This window comes from Psychrobacter sp. FDAARGOS_221 (assembly GCF_002313155.2).
Classification (GTDB): Bacteria; Pseudomonadota; Gammaproteobacteria; order Pseudomonadales; family Moraxellaceae; genus Psychrobacter.
On sequence record NZ_NWFK02000001.1, the window covers coordinates 1,252,420 to 1,272,829 of the forward strand.

Below are 20,410 nucleotides of genomic sequence, written 5' to 3' on the forward strand. Positions count from 1 at the left end.
CAAGCTAACGGATAAAGCGACCCAAAGCAGTGTGTACCAAAGGCCAGATAATAATACTAATAATTAAGCTTATCAGGGCTTGCCCATAAAAAATGTTTTGGGTTAAATACTGTATCAGCCATAGGGTTAGCTGAAATACGATCAAGCCAATGGTTGCCACTGTCCAAGCAATCGACAAATTCAAATCGCGCAAATAACGCCCGATAAAGCGAATAGCAAAGGCCACAATCACCGCTGAGAACGCTTGCTGTCCTAACCTGGTATCTAATAGCAAGTCTGCGATAATGCCAATTATGAATGCGGTGCCCACGCCAACATAGCGAGGCTTATAAATAAGCCAAAAAATAAGCACCATAATCAGTGCTGTCGGTCGAAACACAGAGGCTTCTAGGCTTAATGGATAAATATTAACAATAGACGCAGCCACAAAGCTGGCAATGATACCAAGCACTACCTGTCCGGGACTTAAACGAGCTTTCATCATATTATCAGTAGTGCCTATTTATCAGGTATGCTTATTTAGCAGGTATGCTTTAAAGACAATATAACTGTCAGCAGCGTCAGAGAGATAATTATCAATCTCGCTCATAACTCATAGCCAGTCAATAGTTGCTGTTAACGATTGAGTGCTATTACGCGAGACTTAAATAATGATTATTCGCTAGGACGGCTGACTGGGACGTATGGCGCATGGGTTAACTCTAACGAGCCGGTAAAGTTATCATCGGTATAGCTTGGCGCATTTTTGCTGTCTTGCATGATTAGCACATAAGAGCTATTGATGAAGTCTGCTGCCGGTGCCACTTCGATATTCATGAAATTGTCGTTTTGCTCAGGGTTAATGTATTCAACCCGTCCGACACGATAACCTGCTGGGAAACGACCACCTAGTCCAGAAGAAATCAATTCATCGCCTAAGCGGATATCCGAGGTCTTAAAGATATAGTCGAGCTTTAATGAGCTGGGTGAACCTTCGCCTGTGACGATCGCACGCTGACCGGTACGTCTTACGGTAACCGATACTGACTGTAATTCATCAGTAATCAATAATAGGCGACTGGTATTGGGATAGACATTGATAATCTGACCCAGAATACCGTTTTCATCAATGGCAGTCTGCCCCACTTCGACCCCATCTTTGCTGCCTTTGTTAATCACCACAATCTGCTTCAGTGGATTGGTATCTGTACCGATTACTTGCGCCAAGTTTAAGTCGTATTGATCAGGCTTGGTCGTTGATAAAATACCCTGAAGACGCGCATTTTGTGCCAGCACATAATCTTGCTGCTGCAATTTGGCCTGCGCATGTAACAACTGAGCATGCAGTTGCACATTTTCACGGCGCAGTGACTCTTTGCTCATCATGGTGCCTTCTGCCCAATGACTGACAAAGTTTGGGAAGACAGACATTTGATAAATAGGCTGCATAGCCGCATGACTGGTATCACGAACAGGCGTGAACCAGTCTGGGTTTTTGCTGTCTAATAACATCAAAATCATGGCCACTAATAGAACAGCGGCCGTTTTCTTTAAAGACAGACTTTGTTGTGCAAAAATGCTTATGGGGGGCATACGACTCTTTCAAACTTATCAGTGACACACTGTACGAGCGTCATTAGCGACAAAACATGAATAACCCTGAATTATACAAAGATCATGTTCAGGCTTTTGTTATTAATAAATGATAAGGCTGCACCACCACCACGACTAACACAAGTCAATGGATCTTCAGCAACAGTCACTGGCAGGCCAGTTTCTTTTGAAATAAGCTTATCAATGTTACGTAATAACGCACCACCACCAGTCAATACAATACCACGCTCAGCGATATCTGATGACAGCTCTGGCGGCGTTTGTTCAAGGGCAGTTTTAACCGCGCTGACAATGCCGGTTAACGAGTCGCTTAATGCTTTTTGAACTTCTTCAGACGTTACCGTCAAGGTTTTAGGCACACCTTCTGCCATGCTACGACCGCGGACTTCTACTTCAAGCTTAGCATCTTCATCAATGGCTGAACCAACGCTTTGCTTAATACGCTCTGCAGTGGTCTCACCGATGATACAGCCATGGTTACGGCGTACATGAGTAATGATGGCTTCGTCAAAAATATCACCACCAATACGGATAGAATCAGCGTAAACACAGCCTGACAGCGAAATGACAGCAATCTCAGTGGTACCACCACCGATATCAACTACCATAGAACCACTGGCTTCATGTACCGGCAAATCCGCACCAATAGCCGCAGCCATAGGCTCTTCTAATAGCAATACTTTATTGGCACCAGCAGAAGATACCGCTTCACGAATCGCACGGCGCTCAACCAAGGTTGACTTACAAGGTACGCAAACCACTACATTAGGTTGTGCCAAAAAACGTCTGACTTTAGTCTTGTTAATGAAGTGCTTTAACATCTTTTGAGTAACCTCAAAATCTGCAATCACACCATCTTTTAACGGACGAATGGCGGTAATGTTATCCGGGGTACGGCCCAACATTTGCTTTGCATCAATCCCGACAGCAGCCACTGTTGGATTTTGGGTGCGGTTACTGCGCAGAGCCACTACGGTCGGCTCATCGAGAACCACCCCTTTTCCGGGCGTATAAATCAATGTATTAGCAGTACCAAGGTCTATGGCGATATTGTTAGATAAAAATCCAAACGGGTTCATGTATCGTGTTTCCAGCGTATTGCGAGTTAAAGAGTAGCCATCATCTAAGCACTAAATAGCAAAGTTAGGTGCTAAATAGCATAGACCGACTCTCATAAAAGTGAGTTTGACATACTAAAATATATTCTGAGGTATTGCCGAGCAGATATAAGCACACACTTTAACTAAAGTTAAGTATGACGACAAGAGAAAACCTAATTAAAGTCTAATGAAATATTAAAGTGGCACAAATTATAGCGCTTAATTGTCGATAAATCATGCAATTCTGTTAATTTTCATCTTTCTTTAGCAAACTAATTTGCAACATCTCATGTCAAAAGCAATTCTGCTCAAGCATTTTGGCCCCATAACTGAGACGGATGCCTGTAAGTTAAACCAATAACTTAAAAATTGCTAAGCCGCTACCCTCTAACAACTGAAAATAAAAACCAGTTGCTTTATAATACTGGCAATTAGCTATCGAGGATTGGCCGATCAGCTTACTATCAGGTTGATTAATCTGCTGTTAGGTTAATTAGACTGTTCACTGATCTAGATACTTTATAAACTCTAGATGCTTTCTAACTGTTTTAACAGCACTGGACTTTCTTTAAAGTGTTTCAGTCGGGCCTTATCGTTAATAACCATTAATCTTTTATAGCAATTAATGGCTTATAACAAGTAACAGTTAACAACGAACAGTCACTGGATAGCCAGTGCTTATATTTATATTTCATCATCTTATCTATCATATAGATAGTAATAAGTATTTAATAACACATATTTAATACCAAATACTAAGCAAATTACTAACGTTCTAAAAACCATCATTAACAAATAACGCTTAAATAAGGCGTTAGTAACACAAGCACTGCGTATTAAAAGCAAATTGTGTATTAAAAGCAACCTATTTTAAAAGCAGGTTTTACAAGTAACCGGTAACATCACCCATTTTGAAGAAGGATATTTTGTTATATGACTACCAATAATGCACCTCAGGCAGATGCTGTTAATGATACGCAAGCAGATAGAATCTGTACTGCCGATATCTTGCAAGTCGCAAAACTTTCACATTTGGCTGTCGATGAAGCCGCTGCTGAGAACTTTGCTACTGACATCGACAAGATCTTAAACATGATGCAAACCCTTTCTAGCGTGGACACTGAGGGTTTAATGCCACTAGCCAACGTTCATGAAGCTGCGCAAAAACTGCGTGCCGATGTGCCTAATGCCAATATTGATCGTGAATCGAATCAATCGGTCGCGCCTGCAGTGCAACAAGGCTTATATCTGGTACCTCAAGTTATTGAATAAATCAGTATTAATCTTACTTAGCTGACATTGTATTTATACATTATATTTATTTAGCCGTTTAAAATTACCTATTTAACTGACTTAGCTTATAGTAATTAAGACTTATAGAAAACATCATATAGAAATAGAAAACAAACGTCTTGATAATAAGTGCTTACGGGTTAAACGGATAAACAGCTAATAAACAGTCAAAACATATACATTACATTATCCCATTCCAACAACTAAGATGGACACCCAATATGTCTGATTTACATCATTTATCCATAGCACAACTGATTGACGGCCTTGAAGGCCAACAGTTTAGTAGTGTTGAGTTGACCGACCATTTCTTAAAGCGTATCAATAGCTTAGATAAAGACATTAACAGTTTTATCACCCTTGATGAAGACGGTGCTCGCCAAGCTGCACAACAAGCAGACGACAAACGTCGCTCAGGTGATGACTTAAGCAATACACCTTTACTCGGTGTGCCTATGGCGCATAAAGACTTGTTTTGTACTAAAGGCGTGTTAACTACCTCTGGTTCAAAAATGCTGCACAACTTCGTTTCACCTTATGACGCTACCATCGTGTCTAACATTCGTGATGCTGGTGCTGTCAGCTTAGGTAAGCTCAATATGGATGAGTTTGCGATGGGTTCGGACAACGAAAGCTCATTCTATGGCGCTGTACACAACCCTTGGGATACCAAACGTGTACCAGGTGGCTCATCGGGTGGTTCTGCCGCTGCTGTTGCTGCCGGTTTTGTACCCTTTGCAACGGGTAGTGACACTGGTGGTTCGATTCGTCAGCCTGCCTCATTCTGTGGCCTGACTGGCATGAAACCAACTTATGGCCGTGTTTCTCGCTTTGGTATGATTGCTTATGCCTCAAGCTTTGATCAGGCTGGTACTTTTGGCCGCTCTGCTCAAGACTGTGCGTATCTACTACAACCAATGGCTGGTTATGACCCACGTGATGCAACCTCAATCGACCGTGAAGTACCAAACTATGTGGCCGATCTACAAACAGCGGCTGAGAAAGCAGATGCTGACAAGCCATTTGCTGGACTGCGTATCGGGGTAGCAAAAGAATACTTTGGTTCAGGTTTAGACTCAGAAGTTGAATCTACAGTACGTGCCGCTTTAAAACAGTACGAAGATTTGGGCGCAACCATTGTTGAAGTGAACATCACAGACCCAGAAATCACCCTGGCTACCTACTACATGTTGGCGCCAGCAGAAGCATCTTCTAACCTATCTCGCTTTGATGGTGTCCGCTTTGGTTATCGCTGCGAAGAGCCAGAAGACTTGGCTGATCTGTACACACGTAGCCGCTCTGAAGGCTTTGGTACTGAAGTACAGCGTCGTATCTTAATGGGTACTTATGCCCTATCTGCCGGCTACTTTGATGCTTACTATACTAAGGCGCAAAAGGTACGTCGCGTGATCTTAGAAGACTTCAAAAAAGCATTTGAATCTTGTGATGTGATCGCCAGTCCGACAGCACCTACCGCAGCGTACGAGCTGAATACAGCATTAGACCCAGTGACGATGTATCTGGGCGACGTGTACACCATTGGTGTTAACTTAGCCGGTCTACCGGCCATTAGCATGCCAGCTGGCTTTAACCAAGCAGGCCTACCGGTTGGCTTACAGCTGATCGGCAATCACTGGGATGACAGCAAGCTATTAACCACAGCGCACCTGTTCCAACAACATACGGATTATCATACGAAGCTATCGCCTGTGGCACAGACTACGGTTTAGAGCTCGGTCTTAGCCGATAAATAGTTGTCATAATATTTTGCATAATAGATTTTAAATTTTAATCATTTAGTGATAGGAAAAAGTATGAGCGAGTTCCGTGAAATAGAGACGCGTAAAGAACTACTGGTCGATGGCTATGAGGTCGTGATTGGTATCGAAATTCATTGCCAATTAAACACCCAAAGTAAGATCTTTTCGAATGCCTCAACCCAGTTTGGTAATGAGCCAAATACACAGGCCAATATTGTTGATCTAGGTCTACCTGGTGTGCTGCCAGTATTGAATGAAGGCGTGATTGAGCGCGCGTTAAAGTTCGGTATTGGTATCAATGCTGAGCTTGGCATGCTAAACACCTTTGACCGTAAAAACTATTTTTATCCTGACTTGCCAAAAGGCTACCAAATCACGCAGATGGCGCATCCAATCGTTGGTAAAGGCTACATCGATGTGGTGGTCAACGAAGACGAGAAGAATGAATACAAAAAGCGCATTGGCGTTACCCGTGGTCACTTAGAAGAAGATGCGGGTAAATCTGTACATGATGCAGTTGCTGGTATGACTGGGGTTGACTTAAACCGTGCTGGCACCCCTTTAATTGAGATTGTGTCTGAGCCAGACATGCGTTCAGCCAGTGAAGCAGTGGCGTATATCAAAGCCATTCACCAGTTAGTAACATGGCTAGATATTTCAGATGCCATCATGGCAGAAGGCTCATTCCGCTGTGACTGTAACGTGTCTGTGCGTCAGCCAGGTGAAGCCTTCGGTACCCGTACTGAGCTGAAAAACTTAAACTCATTCCGCAACATCGAAAATGCGATTAAGCGTGAAATCGAGCGTCAAATTGATATCATCGAAGACGGCGGTAAAGTGGTTCAAGCAACTATGTTGTATGATCCAGACGCAGATGAAACGCGTATCATGCGCACCAAAGAAGATGCCGATGATTATCGCTACTTCCCAGATCCAGATTTGTTACCAGTGCATATTGATCAAGCCACAGTCGATGCAATCCGTGACAGTATGCCTGAGCTGCCTGTAACTCGTCGTGCCCGCTTTGAAGAAGCATTGGGTCTGTCTGAGTATGACGCGCGCATCTTAACCGGTAGCCGTGAGTTGGCCGATTATTATGAAACTGTGTTAGAAGCCGTTGGAACTGAGCATGCAAAACTGACCGCAAACTGGGTAATGGGTGACTTACTGGGTGCGTTGAATAAAGACGACAAAACCATCAGCGATTCCCCTATCAGTGAAGTACAGTTAGCTGGCTTGTTGAAGCGCTTAAACGATAATACGCTGTCAGGCAAATTAGCCAAACAGGTCTTTACCGCTTTATATGACGGTGAAGGTGGCGATGATGCAGACGCTGCTGACAAAATCATTGAAGCCAAAGGCTTGAAGCAAGAAACCGATACCGGTGCGATTAAAGCCATGGTTGAAGAAGTGATTGCCAATAATCAGGCGATGGTTGACGAGTATAAAGGCGGTAAGGAAAAGGCCTTTAACGGTCTGGTCGGTCAGGTGATGAAAGCCAGCCGTGGTAAGGCCAACCCGCAACAGGTGAACCAGATCCTAAAAGAGTTATTGGGTTAGGCTGCTGTCACACCGATAGCTACTTGCATTATTTTTAATAATGAGTAAAATAGTCTGACCATCGGGGCGTAGCGCAGTCTGGTAGCGCACTACACTGGGGGTGTAGTGGTCGCAGGTTCAAATCCTGCCGTTCCGACCAAACAACATATTAGGGCTGACCGTCATTGACCGTCAGCCCTTTTTTTATAAAGGAATGAAAGGAACTGTGGAATATACATTATCCTAATAAAGCCATAATAACCTGCCTTCATTGTTGGTATTAAAAATATTTACCAAAACACTCACTAGAGCAAAGCTTATGAACCTTTTAAAAAAAACTGCATGTTTATTAACGGTTTTTTGCACTACAACTATATTGTCTATTCATGCATCTGCGTCAAGTTTCGATGAAACTGCTCAATTAGCGAATAATGGGGATATTAAAGCTCAATATGAGCTTGGAAATTACTACAGAAGTGACAAGGAAGGAAATAAAGATTATAGCAAAGCTATTAAATGGTATCTAAAGGCAGCAAACCAAGGAGATTCATTAGCCCAACTGAAACTTGCCGAGATGTACCACTATATTCTGCCATTAAGGGAGCTAAATCGTATTGAAGCTATAAGATGGTATCAAAAAGCTGCTGATCAAGGTTTAATAGAAGCGCAATATAATTTAGGTTTCATATATTATAACGGTCAAGGTGTGAAAAAGAATTACAACAAAGCTTTTGAATGGTACTTAAAAGCTGCCGAACAAGGTGATTTCAAAGCTCAATCTAATATAGGCGCCATGTATAGAGACGGTGAAAGCGTTTCTAAAAATCGTGAAAAAGCTATTGAATGGTTTGAGAAATCTGCTAATCAAGGTTATGCTGCCGCACAGTATCAGCTTGCTTTAATGTATGACTTTTGCTACACATTAGAGCCTGATTTTGCTAAGGCCTCTAAATGGTACCAGCAAGCAGCTGAACAAAATTATTTACCTCCATACTTTATTTGCACTTATACTATTAGTCACTCAGGAGAAAATTAAACTAACAGGTTAATGATCAATAATTTATACATGTAAAACTCTTTAATATTAATTTACTTATAACAGTTGTAAACTTTATTTTAAAGTATTTTTAATATATTTAAATATTACGAATTAACCTTTTGTATTTTATATTCATATAACTTATTTAAAAAACAATACTATGTTCACTGTTTAGACAAAAGAATCCAATGTAATTAAACTAACGCCTAATTGAGACTATTACGTGCTTTTATTTCCGTTGATATATTTTATAGGACCAATATGTCAGACAACACTCAATCAACTCATTCTAAAACCAATACAGTGACAGACACCGCTACCCTATTAATCAAATGCCGTGACCAAGCTGGTATTGTGCAGGCCGTATCTGAATTTATTCACCGTTATGGCGCTAATATTATTACTCTAGACCAATATTCTACTGCGCATGAAGGCGGGCGGTACTTAACTATATCAGCTAAAAATAAATTATCACGGTTTAAAAATTTGTAAACCTAACAACATTAACTACATAATATTATTTATTAATTTAAACAATAAAACTGGCATTGGTTCATCTCTAGACTCTCGCTACCACTTTGATATAATAGAGTTATATGCTCTAATTTATATCTTCTTTATAATTTAATTCACTGATTATAGGGTGTCATTTATGAACAAAGTATTGACTGCTGCCTTTTGTTTTCTATTTATATCAACCAGCTTGCCTGCCCATGCCGCTCGTGTGAAATGTGCTGACTTTAAATCACAAAGAGAAGCTCAAGCCTATTTCAATGCTAAAAAACCTGGTTATAAAAGTCTTGATAGAGACAAAGATGGTATCGCTTGTGAGGCGTTAAAGTAGTATTTGTTACAGCTATACTTTCTGTGACAACCAGTGACAGCACTTTCTATAATAGTGCTATTTTTACCCGCTAATATCTACCCTTAACCTACTCATTGAGTGGGTTATTTTTTTAGGTTTTATTGAAAAGCTATGTTATATATAGTTTATCAGCCGCAACAATGGTCTGAATTATCAGTCTTAAGTCCGTCTGTACGGATATAATAATGGATATATTACTCCTACTCTCTATAGATACTAATTGTTTCTATTATCTAATTCTTTATGTGAGCATATTATGTCAGAATCTACTTCAAATAAAAATAATGCCAATAATCCAAAAATTGACACTGCTACTCTTTTAATTAAATGTAAAGACCAAGCCGGTATCGTCCAAGCTGTTTCTGAATTTATTCATCGTTACGGCGCTAATATTATCACCCTTGACCAATATTCAACGGCACATGAAGGCGGACAGTATTTTATGCGCCTAGAATTTGCATTGGCCGGCTTAAGCGATATTATTGATAACTTTCAAGCCAGCTTTGATCATACGGTTGCTAAACGTTATGATATGGATTGGCGCTTACACAACAATGCGATTAAGACCAAAGTTGGTATCTTAGTATCTAAATTCGATCATGCCTTACTTGACTTGCTGTGGCGTCATCAACGTGGCCTACTTGATTGCGAAATAAGCTGTGTGGTCAGTAACCACGATGACCTACGTCAAGCAGTAGAAAACTTTGGTATCCCCTTCCATCACGTGCCGGTGACCAAAGACAATAAAGCAGAAGCTGAAGAGCAAATCCATCAGATTATGGCCGGCAACGACTTATTGGTATTGGCTCGCTATATGCAAATCTTGTCATCGGATTTTGTAGATCGTTGGCCAATGCAAATCATCAACATTCACCACTCATTCTTGCCAGCATTCGTCGGTGCTGACCCTTACCGCCAGGCCTTTGATAAGGGCGTGAAACTGATTGGTGCAACTGCACATTATGTGACAGCTGACTTAGACCAAGGACCTATTATCGAGCAAGATGTACACCGCGTCACCCATCGTCAAGGCGTTGCGGAGCTACGTGCTATAGGTCGTGATGTTGAACGTAATGTGTTAGCGCGTGCCGTTAACTGGCATGTACAAAATCGTGTTATCGTCGCCGGCAACAAAACGGTTGTGTTCAGCTAATTCATGGCTAAAAAAACAGATTGATAGCTCATAAAATTCAGTAGCTATTTAAATTAAGATCTGCATTTAAGTTAAGGTCAGCACTCAAGCAGGTGCTGGCCTTTTTGTTTTTTTGGGGTGTTATGGACTATATCATCGGCTGTTTCCTAGCCACTGCTAGCAAGCAAGTTACTACTAACGTTTTGAAATCCTTGCAAACTTGCCATACAAATTTACGCAAAAATATAGTAAGTTATTATTAAGTTTAATTTACTGGCTATTTGTTATTGATTAAATCCTCTGTTCACTATGAAGATAAAAAACACCGTAGCCAGCCTCATAACTTCATTAAATTATCAAATTATCAAATTATCAAATGTAAGGATACGAATACTATTATGAGCTACATGGGCAAAAAAGAAATTTTCACTATTGCATTAGGCTCAGTGATTGGCTGGGGTGCATTTATTCTTCCCGGCAATGTGTTTTTGCCAAATTACGGCGTCTTAAATACCATGATTGGTTTTGGCATTGCCATTATTATGTTGGTATTCATCGAAAACAGTTACTCCAAGGTCATGACCAGAGTGCCTGAATCTGGCGGTGAATACAGCTTTGCGACAACCCTGCTTGGCAAAAAACAAGGCTTTATCACCGGTTGGGGACTGTTACTGGCTTATCTGTCCATCATCCCCTTGAACGCAACTGCGGTTCCCATGGTATTAGATGCCGTATTCCCTTTTTATAGCAAGGGACAATTCTTATACTCAGTTTCTGGCTACCCTGTCTACTTAAATGATATTTTGGTGTCTTTATCCATCATCATTTTATTTACCTTTATTAATATCAAAGGCATTAAAGGGGCGCTCAAAGCACAAAACCTACTGGTATTCGCGTTAGTCTCTTCTTTAGTTTTGATTACCGCCATCTCAATATTGCATATTGGTGACACTCAAACCACTAACTTTAATTCAAACTGGGGTGAGCTAAGTACCTCCTCAGTGGTTAGAATTATCGCCTTTGCACCATGGGCATTTATTGGATTTGATGCGGTCGCTCAGTTGTCAGGTGACCATGACGTGGACTCCAAAACGGTCTCAAGAGTGACCATGTTGGCCATTGTCATTGGTGCGGTGATTTATAATGTATTAAACGTGGTAACGGCATTAGGCATTAACAAACAGGAATTAACCGACTCAGCCTGGGCAACAGGTCATGCGGTTAAAATTTTGGTCGGTAGTGGTATTTTTTACTTCTTAGCGGTCGCCATGTTTGGCGCTGTGGTATCCGGGCTTAATGGATTTTTTATCAGCTCTAGCCGTCTGGTCAATAGTATGAGTGAAGACTACGACGTCGGAAAACGTGGTAAAGGCGTTAAGATGACCGGTAACGGCACCATTCCTAGATGGATTATCTACTTTATCAGTATCTGCGCAATCATCGTTCCTTTCTTTGGTCGTACTGCCTTATTATGGTTTGTCGACTTGTCCTCTATTGGCGCTTCTGTGGCCTACTTTATGACCTGTTTATGTGCCTATAAAATTGCACAAAATGGCAAAGACAGAGTGATGAGCAGCTTGGGTATGTTTGTATCTCTCGCGTTCTTAGTATTCCTATTAACGCCAATATTTGACTCAAATATCTCTCTACCCTCTTACTTTAGCTTGGCATTTTGGATTGCATTAGGACTTGGGGTTTACTTTTATATTAGAAACCGCAAGCAGCTGATATAGTTATTGTTATACCGCTAATTAGCTACTCAGTTTATTTAAGTCAGACATAAATAAAGCCATAAAAAAAGGCGCTATACATTAACGTATAGCGCCTTTTTACTAACTGTCTTTTATCAATTAAAGATTATTGACTGCTTTTAATAAAGTTCAGTTTAGTGAAAATCAGTATATTCTTTGATTAAACGTATCATTAACGCGTTTAACTTCTCAACCTCATAGTCGCCAACACTGGCTTCAATATGAGCGTTACCAACACCACTGTCATCGGTAATAAAGGTGTAAGTCCCATTGGTACCCATCGCTAGGCTACGCATCAAAAGCTCAGTTTCTTTATCAATACCACTGGCGGTAATTGGAATAATCTTAATACCTTTTGCCGCGGCTTGAACGATGCTTTGTTGGATGCTTGCCAGCACTTCTGGCTCGTGGTGCGGCGGGGCATCAAGCAACAAAAAGGCAATGCGTGCATGCGCATTGTCAGACCAATCAAGCTTATTAATCGCTGTATCTAACGCCACATCTACTGCTTCTGGGTAGTCACCGCCACCATCAGCATTTTGCTTTTGGATAAACTGTAAGGTGTTATTAAGATTGCCGAAGTCGTCTTTTCGTACTAGGTATTCTTCTTGCGCACCATTTGAGCTTCTGTCACGATAAAAGACTGCAGCAGTTTCTATATTAATTTGGTTATTACTGTCCTTGACGCTATGAATCACACTTTGCAAATCACGCTTCAAAAAGTCGATTTCATCTTGCATCGAGCCAGTTGCATCGACAATAAATGCAATATCTGCCTTTTTAGCGACCGGTTTGACATACGCCTTATTCAGGTTTAATGACATCACTTGTTGATTGTGCGGATAGATATTTTGATCAATCTCATGGCCATTTACACGCAGCTTGTAGTTGTCAAACTTGACACTTTGAGTGTCTTTGAAAAAGTGTGCCCATAGCACGGCTGAGCCTTTGTTATCGGTGCGCGCTGTCCACACTACCTCTGGTTTCGTATGCTGCTGATCGTCACTTTTTTTAACCAACTGCACAATCGCATTGGTCACAGGCTTTTGGTTGCTCTGAATAGAGACACTGACTCTGTGTTTTGGATACACTTGCCAATGATCCAAATGAGTCGCAAAATCTCGCTTATCAATTAACTGGTTCCAATAGCGCCAATTATCCAAATCATTCCACTCTCCAGCGGTAACAATCCCTGACTGGGCCTGTAATGCAGGCTCTGATGACTGCATTTTATCTGGCTCTGCCATTGTGCTTTCTAAAGCCATACTGCTATCTGCTGCCGCACTAGCATCTGCTGCTTTTTCCAGACTTGCTACGCTTGCGCTACTGGCAGCGTCAACCACGATAACAGGTGCAGGCTCAAGCATGGCAACAGGTTCTGAGGAATCACTGACTCTACTGCTCTCAGTGACACTGGATGTTTCACTGACTTTATTTTGACTGCAGCTGATGAGCAGTATAGACGGTATAACCAGCAACACGGGGGAGTATTTATTTAGTGTCATAGCGCTGTTTTCCTTGTTATATAGTTATCACGAATCGTTGATCGTTATCCATTAATCATAGCACATTAAATATTTGGTAAATATTATTAAACCATGAATAAATAATGGAATATAAACAAAAAAGCGCTATCCATCAAAGATAACGCCTTCTACCCAGCCTGTTACTCAGCTTTTTACGGATTGATTAAAAGGTTAACTATATTGATTAAGTTTTAACTTACTCTACTCAGCACAGCCTAATTAACATAGCGACTGTCTTGTTTAGGCTGAATAACCACTCTTAATCCATGATCTGATATTTGCGCCGCATATACATTATCACCAACCATCTTGACTGCTTGCTGTTGCTCACCACTCTTTTCAAAATCATCGACAATCTGACCAATTAGCTTGGCTGTCTCATCCTTTGCTTGAGTGGCTTTCACCTCAGCATTTAATACCTGCATCGATGCCGATACCAGCTCAACCAGAGAAGTAGATTCTGCTTTTATATTATCGTTGACTGGCATGGTATAAGTTAAATCTTGCAGCTTATCCTCATCATTCACCTCACCAACCACACTAATCTGATGCGTATAATCGGTGATAAACACTTTATCTCGATCACTTTCTGACAGGTCGGTAATGGTCTTGTCTGCAAACTCAGTACCGGCAAGCAACTCGTTTATCTTTTTGCCATAAGACTGAACGGTAATGTCAAAGTTAGATTTCTTGATAGGCGGCACATAAGTATCTCGCGTCGCCTGTGTCATTTTTTCATGCCCTGGCGGTGCCACTTCTTCAGTATTTGCAGTTTGCGTATCCGTATTGGTATTTTGTGGTTCAGAATCAGGCTCAGAGCCACATGCAGTCAGTAGAAGAGTAGCTGCGATAAATGCCAATAGCTTTTTGTTATTCATCATGATACCTCTTAATCTGGCTTCAATAGACAAAGGTCAAAGTAAAAGTTCATAAAAAACCCACAAATCCAATATGAATTTGTGGGTCTTCTAGCATTGATTGCCAATTACTTAGCACTCGTTATTTGGCACTAACCGCGAACAGCATTGCCCCACGTTGGCACAACCATTTTCATTAATGGTTTTAATAACTTAACGTTACAAGCAAAGATAGAACCGGTTTCCATTGCGTTATGCGCACCATGATGATCCACAACCACACCACGTGCTTCGTTAACAATCAACTCGCCGGCTGCGATATCCCATGGCTTTAACTTCATTTCAAAGTAACCATCGAAACGACCCGCAGCGACATAGGCTAAATCTAATGCAGCAGAACCTAGACGACGAACTTGACCGCCCTCTTCAGCAATCTTCTGCAACGTGGCGAAATGCTCTTTGGCATAAGAGACGACTTTATCACCTTCTTGACGCTCAAGCGGATGACCCGTTGTAAATAGGCCGCCTTCAATAGTTTTGCGCTGGCTTACTTGCAAACGGCGCTGGTTTAAGCGTGCGCCTTTACCACGGCTGGCAGAGAACATCTCATCACGGATAGGATCATAAATAACACCATGCTCAGTCACGCCATTATGCTGTACCGCGATTGAGATACAAAAGTGTGGCACCCCATGAACGAAGTTGTGTGTGCCATCAAGCGGATCAATAATCCAGCACCACTCAGCATCGCTACCTTGACCTTCTTGTAGGCCAAACTCTTCGCCTAAGAAAGAATGATTGGGATAGTTATACTTTAACGTTTCGATCGTCAGCTCTTCACTAAAACGGTCAATCTTAGTGACAAGGCCTTCTAAGCCTTTAGATTCAGTATCAAATTCGATTTTATGACGATTTTGATGCGCTTTTAATAGTTCAGCACCGACTTTTTCAGCAGCACGTGCTGCTATTACGACCATTGGTTCCATAATTTTCCTATTTGCTTTACTAAAGCGGTTAAAAACTCAGCTGTTATTATTAGCCAAGGGAGCGTTAATTTAAAAAGAGACAACTAAACTCGCTATCTATTAAGTTGTCAGTTTGTTGGTTAAAGAGGTTGATTTGAAGTAGCGTGGTGATTGATAACGACACCACGCTATAAGATTCCACATTAAAAGGCACTCAGCTAAGCGATAAGACTGCGTAATTGTGCAGTGATGCCAGCGACATCTAACCCACAATCAGCAAGCTGCTCATCATGACTGCCATGCGCAATGAAGGCATCAGTAATACCAATATTGTGCAGTTTTACTCGATCATTTGCCTCTGAGAGATTTTGATTGACCACATACTCATTGACTGCGCTGCCCGCACCGCCCATGATGACGTGTTCTTCTAAAGTGATTAAGTGTGTGTAACCATCCGCTATAAGCGTATCGATCAGCTGAGTATCTAGTGGCTTCACCCAGCGCATATTGGCAACACTGATTTCGCTAATACGTGGCTTTTCATTGGATGTTGCTGCATCAGCTTCGATTAACTGCTTCGCCACATCATGTGCTGTTTCCACAATCGGACCGAATGCCAATAAAGCCATTTTTATGGGTTTACGATTTTCAGAAGCGTCTGCAACTTCGTCGATTAAATTGTCGCGACTTTCGGGATGATAAACAGCTTCTATAACTGCTTGACCAACGTCATACAGCTGAGCAGGCTTTTGAATAGGCGCACCTGAACCGGTCCCTCTAGGATAGCGAACAGCTGTTACCCCTTTGTACTCATAACAAGTATTGAGTAATTGATAGCATTCGTTTTCATCTTTAGGAACCGCAATAACCATATTTGGCACACAGCGCATATAAGCCAAGTCGAACACGCCAGCATGCGTTGCACCATCTTCACCGACTAGGCCGGCACGATCAATCGCAAACATTACATCAAGATTCTGTAATGCCACATCGTGAATAAGCTGGTCGTAACCGCGTTGCAGGAAGGTTGAATAAATCGCAACAATAGGCTTCACACCTTGGGTAGCCATACCACCTGCGACAGTCACTGCATGCTGCTCTGCAATAGCCACATCAAAGAACTGATCTGGATATTGAGCTGCAAACTCAGTCATACCAGAGCCTTCCTCCATAGCAGGAGTAATGGCCATAAGGTTGTTATCTGTCGCTGCTTTGTCGCAAATAAACTCACCAAAAACTTGAGAGTATTTCTTTTTATGATTTGGCTGGGCAGAAGCTTTATCAGTTTCCTTCTCTGCTTTAGGTTTATCATTGACAGAACTGCTTTCTTCTGTCTGCTTGGGTAATTTGCTAATGGCATGATAGCCAACGGGGTCAGCCTCTGCAGGTACAAAGCCTTTGCCTTTAACTGTATGTACATGAACCAGTACTGGGCCTTTTAATTTTTTGGCACGCTCAAATACTTGAGTCAACTTAACCACATCATGACCATCAAAGGGGCCAAAATACTGAAAACCAATGGCTTTGAATAAGTTGTCAGCAAATAAGTCATCTACGATTTTATTAGCAATTTTATCAGGCAAACCTTCAAAATCACTTGGGCGTGGCATGACCCCTTCGGCAAATTGTTTGGCGATCTTTGAAATGATTTTATTAGGAATGCGTGCTGACCAATCATTAATTGCCCCATTAGCCATATGCACATAGTGACGGAAGCGCTTATCAGCACTGTCAATAGCACGTTTGGTTAATACAGGATTGCCAGATTTATCGATATCAATAGCAAGACCACGCTGCCATAAGACTGCTAAATGCTTTGAGAACCCACCAGTGGCTTGAGAGATGGACATATCATTGTCATTGAGTACAACGATGATGTCGGCATCCTGTTGTACGGCATCATTCATAGCTTCAAATGCCATACCGCCTGTCATCGCACCATCACCGATAACGCAAGCAACCGTTGACTGCTTACCTAAATGACGCAAGGCAAGACTCATGCCTAATCCAGCAGAAATAGAGGTTGAAGAATGTCCAACGCCAAAGGTGTCATATTCTGACTCTTGGCGCTCTGGGAAAGCGGTCAGTCCATCTTTAGAGCGGATGGTTGATATTAGATCACGGCGACCGGTTAGCACTTTATGGGCGTAAGCTTGATGCCCAACATCCCAAACTAATTTATCATCGGGCGCATTTAAAACGTAATGCAGGGCTATGGTCAATTCAACCACCCCTAAATTAGCACCAAAATGCCCACCGCTCTGACCAGCTGAATACAATAGGTATTCACGCAGCTCATCAGCAAGCGTTAATAGCTGCTTGGTGTCTAGAGATTTTAAGTCGGCAGGAGAATCTATGCTATCAAGCAAAGGCGTGGCAGGGCGCGATGCAGGAATCTGACTAAACATGCGCATCGAAGCCGACGCCTTTTCATTGCCGCTATCAGCAGACATAATACCTACAGCAGATGACGTAGCTGCAGTAGATGACGTATCTTGCGATAGGCTATCTACTGAACGTGCGTCTTCAGAAAGTGAATCCACTTGTTGCGAGGGCGCAGGCTTGGGCGTAGTTGAGTTTGAATTTTGCTGCATAGACCTTACAAAACCTACTAATCTTAGTATATAGACGCTGTCTATTGGATGGATTTAACCGATAGTTATAGCATCAATGTGAGTGAATATGGGTAAAAATAATATGTCTGCGTGCTAAATATAACCCAGCATTTTATTATTATAGGCCAATTTATACGATATCAGACCTGCGCATCTTCTGCACAGATAAAAACGAATATCCGCTTTTTTATTTACACAGTCTTACTTGCCACTCTTGATATTTCGCTATTTACCGTCATTTATCTATCTGGGATAGGTTATAATCTTTACCAGATAACTGCTGTCTAAATGCTATTGTTTTGCTACTATCGCCACGATAATACGGCTGTATTTTTATGACTTATCTTGTATTTATTGCCATTCAGTTCACTGAGCTGACCTGTAGCTAACACTGTATCAAGAACGAGAGTATGGCATAATAGCATTTTTTTTCATTTAGCGCCTTATTCATCCTGTTCGCTGTGTGAATTTTCTATGTAATAAGTCCACAAATGTTATCTATTACGTTGTGTGCCCTGTTGTTTATTAAATGATAAACCGAACCCCAACCTTATTCACGAATATGACTCTTTAGGTCTGTAATGTCTCAACAATCCACTAAAAACACCAGTCCATCGCCCTACCAGTTTGTTAGTAAGGCAAAGTTGCCCACCGCTCACGGCGAGTTTGAGATTCACGTTTTCGAAAACGCTGATCAGCAAGAGCATGTGATGCTGACCTGTGGCTTACCTCAGACAGACACCTCAGCAGCCACAGAAACCTCGGCCGCTGAGTCGACCAGTAATGCCAATCAGAAGCCGCCACTGGTTCGTATTCATTCTGAATGCTTAACCGGCGATGCCTTTTCTTCTTTAAAGTGTGATTGCGGTCCACAGTTAAACGCCACTATGCAGGCGATTCAGGCGGAAGGTTGCGGCGCTATATTATACCTGCGTCAAGAAGGCCGAGGTATTGGGCTGACTAACAAGATTCGTGCTTATGCCCTACAAGATCAAGGCCATGATACCCTTGATGCCAACCTACTGTTAGGCCTGCCAGCAGATGCTCGCACCTATGAGATGTGTAAGCCGATGTTGGATCACGTCGGTATTACCAAGCTGCGCCTAATGACCAACAATCCTGACAAACTAAGCTATCTTGAAGATTTGGGTTTTGAAGTGGTTGAACGTGTGCCCTTAGTGGTTGGCCTCAATCCGCATAACCTAGATTATCTAGTAACCAAGCGTGAGCGTATGGGTCATCACTTGGCTCAAGATATTAGCTCACACTCGTTCAAGCCTATTTCTGAACAATAAAATAGGGTCAAACCCACTGTACTTCCTGTACTTCAAACGCTAAAAGCCAACACCAATGGAGCTGTATATGACCTCACAACATGACAACCCAACTTTTGACGATAAACATCCACCAAGTGGCCAAGATATTGCAAACGTTCGTCAGTTTTTGGTACAGCTACAAGCCAGCATTTGCCAAGCGTTAGAGCAGCAAGAAGCAGATGGCGGTGGCTCAGCTACCTTTATTGCAGATGACTGGGAACGTCCTGAAGGCGGCGGCGGTCGCTCCTGTGTGATGGCTGATGGTGAAGTCATCGAAAAAGCCGGCGTCATGTTTAGCCACATCCATATTAACAACCTGCCTGCTTCTGCGACTGCACGTCATCCAGAAATTGCGGGTCGTAAAGCACAAGCGATGGGCGTCTCTTTGGTAGTGCACCCTCGTAATCCACATGTACCTACCAGTCACGCCAATGTGCGTTTGTTCGTGGCTGAAAAAGAAGGTGAAGATCCTATCTGGTGGTTTGGCGGCGGCTTTGATTTGACCCCTTTTTATCCGGTATTAGAAGATTGTGTGCATTGGCATCAAGTGTGTCATGATTTATGTGCGCCTTTTGGCGACGACGTCTATCCTGAATTCAAAAGATGGTGTGACAACTACTTCTATCTGCCTCACCGCGATGAACAGCGCGGTGTTGGCGGCTTATTCTATGATGATGTCAATACCCAAAGTCGTGGTTGGAGCTTCCAACAATGCTTTGAGTTTATGCAGGCGGTTGGCCAAGGTTATCTAGACGGCATCTTACCCATCTTTGACAAGCGCAAAAACACATCGGTGACCGAACAGCAACGTGCGTTCCAATTGTATCGTCGTGGCCGCTATGTTGAATATAACTTAGTCTATGACAGAGGCACCTTGTTTGGCTTACAAAGTAAGGGCCGCATTGAGTCTATCTTGGTTAGCTTACCACCTTTAACAGGCTGGCAGTACCGCTATGAACCAGAGCCTGGCACCCCTGAGTATGAGCTCACTGACTTTTACTTAACCCCTAAAGACTGGTTAAATTTAAGCCAAAGCTAGCATCGATTATTTGTGATTAA

16 protein-coding genes, 1 tRNA gene and 1 pseudogene are annotated in these 20,410 nt (G+C 42.1%); 11 read left to right on the forward strand and 7 right to left on the reverse strand.

The genetic code is table 11. The features are described from left to right. Positions 1 to 4 precede the first annotated feature (4 nt). The 3 genes from mreD to A6J60_RS05245 form a co-directional block, all read right to left on the reverse strand. Positions 5 to 484: a rod shape-determining protein MreD gene (gene mreD / locus A6J60_RS05235; RefSeq protein ID WP_096065035.1), complete on the reverse strand. Its 480-nt coding sequence runs from the start codon at positions 482 to 484 to the stop codon at positions 5 to 7. Positions 485 to 654: 170 nt separating this feature from the next. Then, a complete protein-coding gene (gene mreC, locus A6J60_RS05240) occupies positions 655 to 1,572 on the reverse strand; it encodes a rod shape-determining protein MreC (RefSeq protein WP_096065036.1) in 918 nt (305 codons plus the stop codon). Between the two features lie 71 nt (positions 1,573 to 1,643). Further along, positions 1,644 to 2,672 carry a rod shape-determining protein gene (locus A6J60_RS05245; protein WP_096065037.1) on the reverse strand — a complete coding sequence of 343 codons (1,029 nt, stop codon included), beginning with the start codon at positions 2,670 to 2,672 and terminating at the stop codon, positions 1,644 to 1,646. Between the two features lie 954 nt (positions 2,673 to 3,626). On the opposite strand from A6J60_RS05245, the gene gatC reads away from it, so the two are divergent. From gatC to A6J60_RS05290, 9 genes and pseudogenes are all read left to right on the forward strand, one after another. Beyond that, positions 3,627 to 3,965, forward strand: a complete 339-nt coding sequence (gene gatC, locus A6J60_RS05250; RefSeq protein ID WP_096065038.1) for an Asp-tRNA(Asn)/Glu-tRNA(Gln) amidotransferase subunit GatC — start codon at positions 3,627 to 3,629, stop codon at positions 3,963 to 3,965. A 242-nt stretch (positions 3,966 to 4,207) separates the two neighbouring features. Then, the gene (gatA, locus tag A6J60_RS05255) at positions 4,208 to 5,716 is read left to right on the forward strand and encodes an Asp-tRNA(Asn)/Glu-tRNA(Gln) amidotransferase subunit GatA (RefSeq protein WP_096065039.1); all 1,509 of its coding nucleotides are present in this window, start codon (positions 4,208 to 4,210) and stop codon (positions 5,714 to 5,716) included. Positions 5,717 to 5,800: 84 nt separating this feature from the next. Beyond that, a complete protein-coding gene (gene gatB / locus A6J60_RS05260) occupies positions 5,801 to 7,306 on the forward strand; it encodes an Asp-tRNA(Asn)/Glu-tRNA(Gln) amidotransferase subunit GatB (RefSeq protein ID WP_096065040.1) in 1,506 nt (501 codons plus the stop codon). Between the two features lie 62 nt (positions 7,307 to 7,368). Continuing rightward, positions 7,369 to 7,445, forward strand: a tRNA-Pro gene (locus tag A6J60_RS05265). 159 nt (positions 7,446 to 7,604) lie between these two features. Further along, the gene (locus A6J60_RS05270) at positions 7,605 to 8,321 is read left to right on the forward strand and encodes a tetratricopeptide repeat protein (RefSeq protein WP_096065041.1); all 717 of its coding nucleotides are present in this window, start codon (positions 7,605 to 7,607) and stop codon (positions 8,319 to 8,321) included. A 264-nt stretch (positions 8,322 to 8,585) separates the two neighbouring features. Continuing rightward, positions 8,586 to 8,768, forward strand: a pseudogene (locus A6J60_RS05275) (formyltetrahydrofolate deformylase); the annotation flags it as partial. Between the two features lie 208 nt (positions 8,769 to 8,976). Next, positions 8,977 to 9,168, forward strand: a complete 192-nt coding sequence (locus A6J60_RS05280) for an excalibur calcium-binding domain-containing protein (protein WP_096065042.1) — start codon at positions 8,977 to 8,979, stop codon at positions 9,166 to 9,168. A 277-nt stretch (positions 9,169 to 9,445) separates the two neighbouring features. Continuing rightward, a complete protein-coding gene (purU, locus tag A6J60_RS05285) occupies positions 9,446 to 10,342 on the forward strand; it encodes a formyltetrahydrofolate deformylase (protein ID WP_096065043.1) in 897 nt (298 codons plus the stop codon). Between the two features lie 386 nt (positions 10,343 to 10,728). After that, positions 10,729 to 12,054, forward strand: a complete 1,326-nt coding sequence (locus A6J60_RS05290) for an APC family permease (RefSeq protein ID WP_193778024.1) — start codon at positions 10,729 to 10,731, stop codon at positions 12,052 to 12,054. 152 nt (positions 12,055 to 12,206) lie between these two features. On the opposite strand, the gene A6J60_RS05295 is transcribed toward A6J60_RS05290, so the two are convergent. From A6J60_RS05295 to A6J60_RS05310, 4 genes are all read right to left on the reverse strand, one after another. Further along, positions 12,207 to 13,577, reverse strand: coding sequence for a vWA domain-containing protein (locus tag A6J60_RS05295; RefSeq protein ID WP_096065045.1), 1,371 nt, complete (start codon positions 13,575 to 13,577; stop codon positions 12,207 to 12,209). A 236-nt stretch (positions 13,578 to 13,813) separates the two neighbouring features. Then, positions 13,814 to 14,479 (reverse strand): hypothetical protein, encoded by a 666-nt coding sequence (locus A6J60_RS05300; RefSeq protein WP_096065046.1) that lies wholly within the window; start codon positions 14,477 to 14,479, stop codon positions 13,814 to 13,816. Positions 14,480 to 14,607: 128 nt separating this feature from the next. Then, positions 14,608 to 15,441 carry an inositol monophosphatase family protein gene (locus A6J60_RS05305; protein ID WP_096065047.1) on the reverse strand — a complete coding sequence of 278 codons (834 nt, stop codon included), beginning with the start codon at positions 15,439 to 15,441 and terminating at the stop codon, positions 14,608 to 14,610. Positions 15,442 to 15,638: 197 nt separating this feature from the next. Next, a complete protein-coding gene (locus A6J60_RS05310) occupies positions 15,639 to 17,873 on the reverse strand; it encodes a 1-deoxy-D-xylulose-5-phosphate synthase (RefSeq protein ID WP_264755589.1) in 2,235 nt (744 codons plus the stop codon). A 743-nt stretch (positions 17,874 to 18,616) separates the two neighbouring features. Here A6J60_RS05310 and ribA point away from each other — a divergent pair. After that, positions 18,617 to 19,330 (forward strand): GTP cyclohydrolase II, encoded by a 714-nt coding sequence (gene ribA / locus A6J60_RS05315; RefSeq protein ID WP_096065049.1) that lies wholly within the window; start codon positions 18,617 to 18,619, stop codon positions 19,328 to 19,330. Between the two features lie 67 nt (positions 19,331 to 19,397). Further along, positions 19,398 to 20,390 carry an oxygen-dependent coproporphyrinogen oxidase gene (gene hemF, locus A6J60_RS05320; protein ID WP_193778025.1) on the forward strand — a complete coding sequence of 331 codons (993 nt, stop codon included), beginning with the start codon at positions 19,398 to 19,400 and terminating at the stop codon, positions 20,388 to 20,390. The last annotated feature ends 20 nt before the right edge of the window (positions 20,391 to 20,410 follow it).

Excerpts from the sequence above, each read along its gene's own strand:
- A6J60_RS05290 (WP_193778024.1), top strand. The coding sequence starts at position 10,729 with ATGGGCAAAAAAGAAATTTTCACTATTGCATTAGGCTCAGTGATTGGC.
- A6J60_RS05305 (WP_096065047.1), bottom strand. The coding sequence starts at position 15,441 with ATGGAACCAATGGTCGTAATAGCAGCACGTGCTGCTGAAAAAGTCGGT.
- mreD (WP_096065035.1), bottom strand. The coding sequence starts at position 484 with ATGATGAAAGCTCGTTTAAGTCCCGGACAGGTAGTGCTTGGTATCATT.
- mreC (WP_096065036.1), bottom strand. The coding sequence starts at position 1,572 with ATGCCCCCCATAAGCATTTTTGCACAACAAAGTCTGTCTTTAAAGAAA.
- A6J60_RS05280 (WP_096065042.1), top strand. The coding sequence starts at position 8,977 with ATGAACAAAGTATTGACTGCTGCCTTTTGTTTTCTATTTATATCAACC.
- purU (WP_096065043.1), top strand. The coding sequence starts at position 9,446 with ATGTCAGAATCTACTTCAAATAAAAATAATGCCAATAATCCAAAAATT.
- ribA (WP_096065049.1), top strand. The coding sequence starts at position 18,617 with ATGTCTCAACAATCCACTAAAAACACCAGTCCATCGCCCTACCAGTTT.
- A6J60_RS05270 (WP_096065041.1), top strand. The coding sequence starts at position 7,605 with ATGAACCTTTTAAAAAAAACTGCATGTTTATTAACGGTTTTTTGCACT.
- A6J60_RS05295 (WP_096065045.1), bottom strand. The coding sequence starts at position 13,577 with ATGACACTAAATAAATACTCCCCCGTGTTGCTGGTTATACCGTCTATA.
- A6J60_RS05310 (WP_264755589.1), bottom strand. The coding sequence starts at position 17,873 with ATGTCTGCTGATAGCGGCAATGAAAAGGCGTCGGCTTCGATGCGCATG.
- A6J60_RS05300 (WP_096065046.1), bottom strand. The coding sequence starts at position 14,479 with ATGATGAATAACAAAAAGCTATTGGCATTTATCGCAGCTACTCTTCTA.
- gatB (WP_096065040.1), top strand. The coding sequence starts at position 5,801 with ATGAGCGAGTTCCGTGAAATAGAGACGCGTAAAGAACTACTGGTCGAT.
- hemF (WP_193778025.1), top strand. The coding sequence starts at position 19,398 with ATGACCTCACAACATGACAACCCAACTTTTGACGATAAACATCCACCA.
- gatA (WP_096065039.1), top strand. The coding sequence starts at position 4,208 with ATGTCTGATTTACATCATTTATCCATAGCACAACTGATTGACGGCCTT.
- gatC (WP_096065038.1), top strand. The coding sequence starts at position 3,627 with ATGACTACCAATAATGCACCTCAGGCAGATGCTGTTAATGATACGCAA.
- A6J60_RS05245 (WP_096065037.1), bottom strand. The coding sequence starts at position 2,672 with ATGAACCCGTTTGGATTTTTATCTAACAATATCGCCATAGACCTTGGT.